Genomic DNA, 4,055 nt, shown 5'->3' on the forward strand with positions numbered 1-4,055 from the left:
ATTTTTTGGTGTCCCAGAAGTCGGCCCAGGTCTTGGGTACGTCCGCGCCTTTGAACGCGTCCGTGCGATACGCCAGCACCGTGGAGTAGCTGATGTAGCCGACGCTGTATTCGTCCTTGAGGCTGTCGGGTATTTGCGCGGCATTGGGAATCAGCGCAAGGTCGAGCTTCTCGAACAGCCCTTCGGCTTCGCCACGGATGCAGTCGCCAGTGGGCAGGTCCACCACGTCCCAGGTGACCTTGCCGCTCTCGACCTGGGTCTTGATGATCGGGTAGGCCTTGGGCGAGCTGTCCTGTTTGAGCGTCAGACCGAGCTTTTTCGCCGCAGGCTCCAGGATCGCCTTGCTCTGGGCTTCCTGATAAGCACCGCCCTGGGATACGAACGTGATGTCCTCGGCCATGGCCTGGGTGGCGCTACCGATGAACAGGGCCAGACTCGCGAGTTGGAAAGCTGTAGTGCGCAATGTGCTCATGGAAAGACTCCGAATGGTTGGCAGATTTTCTTGGGCGAGCTGTAGGTTTTGTTGTCGGTCGCTCTGCGGGACCATGGAGGTCTAATGTACCGGCTTGTCCGTGAACGAAGCGGCTACAAATGCGCGGATGAAAAGTGGTTTATTGCGAAAATGCGAACGGGCACAGTATTTCGTGCGTCGGGTGCGGGCTTGCGCGCCTGTCGCGAGCAGCCCCGAAGCCCCCGGTAGGAGCGAGCATGCTCGCGATGGCGGTGTGTTGGGTGAGTCATAGCCAAGTCATTCAGCCCACCGTCATCCGCCTCACCACGCGCCGAATCATCGGCGCCGCCAGCACCACCACCGGCAACATCGATACCCACGACAGCGCCCACGCGTTCAACCAGCGGCCGGCAAAGGCCAGGTCGAGCGCATGGGGTGTGGTGGCGATGGCGGCCGCGACCGCGCAGGTCAGGCCGGATTGAACGACGCCGAAAACGAAATGCTCATAACGGGCGGGGATTTTCATCGGGGGTTCTCGAGAAAGAGCGGGGGGGCGCGATGCCCGGCCGCTCGGGCACGATCAAGCCGGTTGCAGTTGCGCGATAGTCTCTTCGGTGGTCCACAGCCCGTGGGCGAGGAAGCGGTAATTGATGATGGCCGCCAGGTAGCCGTCGCCATCCGGCAGGCGCGGGCCGGCGGTGGCGTCGCGTACCACGACTATTTCAAAGCCCTGTTCGAGCAGTTCGCGCAGGTGTGATTCCACGCAAAGGTTGGCCGCCATGCCGGCGAGGATGATCTGCGACACGCCTTTCTTGCGCAATTGCAGCGCCAGGTCGTTGGTTTCCGGGCCGTAGACCTTGTGCGGCGAGGCGATGATGGTCTCGCCGTCGAGAATGTACGGCTTGTAGATCTCGAGGAAATCGGCGCCGGAGCCTTCGAAGTTTTCCAGGGTGTTCGGTCCCTTGCGATCGAACATGCAGATGCTGTGCATGACCTTTTCCAGCGGACCGCCAAAATGCCAGTCGTGGTCGTGCGGGTAGTAATAGTGTGGCGACACGGCCACGGGCAGGTCGTGAGCCTTGAAGGCCTTGAACAGTTTTTCCAGGTTTTCGACGGTGTTGTTCTCGACGATGCTCTCACCGAACACCGCCCAACTGGCGCCGGCAGGGCTGAGGAAGTCGTTCTGTGGGTCGATGACCACCAGGGCGGCTTTGCTCAGGTCGAGCTTGAAACCAGTGGCAGGCAGTGCGGGTTCGGCGGGGTCGGCGTACAGATGGCTCATGACGATTTACCTCTTGGGTGCTTGCGTGGATGAGACGTGAATGTTGCTTTATATAAATGACCAGTCGTCTTATTAATGAGGAAAAAAAACTCACTCCAATAGCCGAGGCAAGACCATCGATACGAAACGCTGCAGAGGTGCACCGTCGCGCAGGACCTTGCCGCGCATGACCGCACCTTCCCAGCCTTCGACGATGACACTGGCCAGCGCTTCGGCGTCGTGAGTTTCAGAGAGTTCGCGGCGCTGCTGCGCTTCACGCAGGCAGCTCGCGAGCAAACCTTCCCAGCGCGCCAGCACATCGGCCAGACGCTTGCGGGTTTGTTCGCTGCCATTGGACATTTCCAGGGACAGGTTGCCAATCAGGCAACCCAGGCTGTATTCATGCTCGCCGTGCTCGAGCACCAGGGCCTGGAAGAACTGGCCGATGCGCTCCAGCGGCTTGACCCGGGCGTCGTAGAAGATCGGCCCGTGGCGGGTTTCGATCGAGGTCCAGTATTCCTCGAGGATCTCTGCCGCGAAGTCTTCCTTGCTGGCGAAGTAGTTGTAGAAAGAGCCCTTGGGAATCTCGGCAGCGGCGGTGATGTCCTGGACGCCGCAGCCGTTGAAGCCACGGTTGTGAACCACCTGGCGGCCAATCGACAGCAAACGGGATCTGACTTCGAGGTTGACCGGGCGAGCCATGACAGAGACATCCAGTGATGAGAAAGTTTTAATAAACTAACTGGTCATCTATGTTTCGTCAACAGTCGAATTGACTGCCAATCAGTCCGCCTGCGCCATCTCGATGTACTCGAGCATCTTCTCGTTGCCATCGAGAATGTCACGGCAGATGGCCGCCCGTGCCGCCGCGCCATCGCGGCGCTTGAGTGCGTCGAGCACTTCCCAGTGATGGTCGATGGCCATGCGCTCGTTGAAGTTGCCATAGGCACGGGCGATCAGTGGGCCGGTGCGCATCCACAGGCTATCGAGCAAACCCGCCAGCACCGGCATGCGCGCGATGGTGGTCAGCGCGTAGTGAAATTGCTGATTGCACTTGAGAGCGGCTTGCAAGTCCTGGGCGTTGATCGCGGCGATGTTGTTTTCGATGCAGGCTTGCAGGTCTGCGAGTTCGCTGTCGGTCACCAGCGCGGCGGCCGTCTCCGCAGCCAGGCCTTCAAGCGCCAGGCGGATGCTGCGGATCTCGCCGTATTGCGCGGCGGTGAGGATGGGTACGCGGATGTCACGCGGGGTCTTGAGGATCAGCGCCTGTTCCTTGGCCAGTTGCAGGATCGCGTCGCGCACCGGTGTGACGCTGGTGCCCAGTTGTTCGGCCAGGTCGCGGATGCGCAGGCGGTCATCGGGCTGGAAACGCCCGGTGATCAGTGCCTCGCGCAGCAACTCGTAGATGCCACTGCCCAGGTAAGAGTGATTGAGGGTTTGAATAGGGTAGGGGTTGCTCATTGATCGCTCATCTGCGGCGGATGCCCGGCCCGAATGATGGAAGTTTCCGGCCGGGATTTCCAGATTATTTCAGACGTGCTGACCACCGTTGACATGAATCTCCGAACCGTTGATGTACGACGCGCCTCGGGTGCAGAGGAAATGCACCAGGGATGCGACTTCTTCCGGCTTGCCCAAGCGGTGCATGGGGATCTGCTGATCGACGATCAGTTCGGTCCCGGCAGACAGGATCGACGTCTCGATCTCACCCGGTGCAATCGCATTGACGGGGTTTGGGGAGCAATGGAACCAAAAACCAACGTAAGCTCTGAATCCCACCGTAAAGGGGCTTTCCGATCTCCAGCTCACCCGCCAGGCATTACTCTCTGATCAGTGCCTCGATGATCGGGCAGATCGTTCCGCCGTCTCCCGCATCACATTGCTGCACCAGTTCGCCTAACAGTTGCTGCATGACGACCAAGTCGGCCATCTTCTGCTCGATCAACGCGAGCTTGCGTGCAGCCCGTGCTCGCGTTTCTGTGGGAGGAAAATAAAGTGTCATCCTAACTACAGGACCCTGCAACGTAGCAATTCCTGCAAAAATCCATTTAAAACAATGACTTATTTCAATTCTGCCATCTGCAAGCGTTTTGTGGGGATGGAGGCCGGAATCATTAAAGTATCATCCTAATTTTCGCTCAACCTTGGAAAATGCTGAGAATCGTAAAAATAAAGTTTCATCCTTTCCGCTACTAGTTCAAGGCTTTCCCGCCGCTTTCTTCCGGCCGCCGGCAACAACGCTGCTTGGCTGAGGCGATCCACTTGCGCTACCGCTCACTGATCAGATCGCACTTGAACTCGACGAGCAGCCAACCATCAGGCCGAGCGTGATCGCCAAAAAAA

At 59.0% G+C, this 4,055-nt stretch carries 5 protein-coding genes and 2 pseudogenes; all 7 read right to left on the reverse strand.

The features are described 5' to 3' along the window. Positions 1–472: extracellular solute-binding protein (locus ACZRMO_RS30110; protein WP_049273834.1), on the reverse strand; the 472-nt coding region annotated here is incomplete at its 3' end. A gap of 280 nt (positions 473–752) precedes the next feature. Next, complete coding sequence (locus tag ACZRMO_RS30115; protein ID WP_003465037.1) at positions 753–977, reverse strand: DUF2798 domain-containing protein; 225 nt, start codon at positions 975–977, stop codon at positions 753–755. A 54-nt stretch (positions 978–1,031) separates the two neighbouring features. Next, on the reverse strand, positions 1,032–1,733 hold the full coding sequence (locus ACZRMO_RS30120) for a cysteine hydrolase family protein (protein ID WP_003465039.1): 702 nt from the start codon (positions 1,731–1,733) through the stop codon (positions 1,032–1,034). A 90-nt stretch (positions 1,734–1,823) separates the two neighbouring features. Then, positions 1,824–2,414 carry a TetR/AcrR family transcriptional regulator gene (locus ACZRMO_RS30125; protein WP_003465041.1) on the reverse strand — a complete coding sequence of 197 codons (591 nt, stop codon included), beginning with the start codon at positions 2,412–2,414 and terminating at the stop codon, positions 1,824–1,826. 81 nt (positions 2,415–2,495) lie between these two features. Beyond that, positions 2,496–3,173 carry a GntR family transcriptional regulator gene (locus ACZRMO_RS30130; RefSeq protein ID WP_016487046.1) on the reverse strand — a complete coding sequence of 226 codons (678 nt, stop codon included), beginning with the start codon at positions 3,171–3,173 and terminating at the stop codon, positions 2,496–2,498. Positions 3,174–3,242: 69 nt separating this feature from the next. Beyond that, positions 3,243–3,440, reverse strand: a pseudogene (locus ACZRMO_RS30135) (SDR family oxidoreductase); the annotation flags it as partial. A gap of 91 nt (positions 3,441–3,531) precedes the next feature. Continuing rightward, positions 3,532–3,690 (reverse strand): annotated as a pseudogene (locus tag ACZRMO_RS30140) (MerR family transcriptional regulator); the annotation flags it as partial. Positions 3,691–4,055: the final 365 nt, after the last annotated feature.

The organism is Pseudomonas sp. B611, from assembly GCF_055407965.1.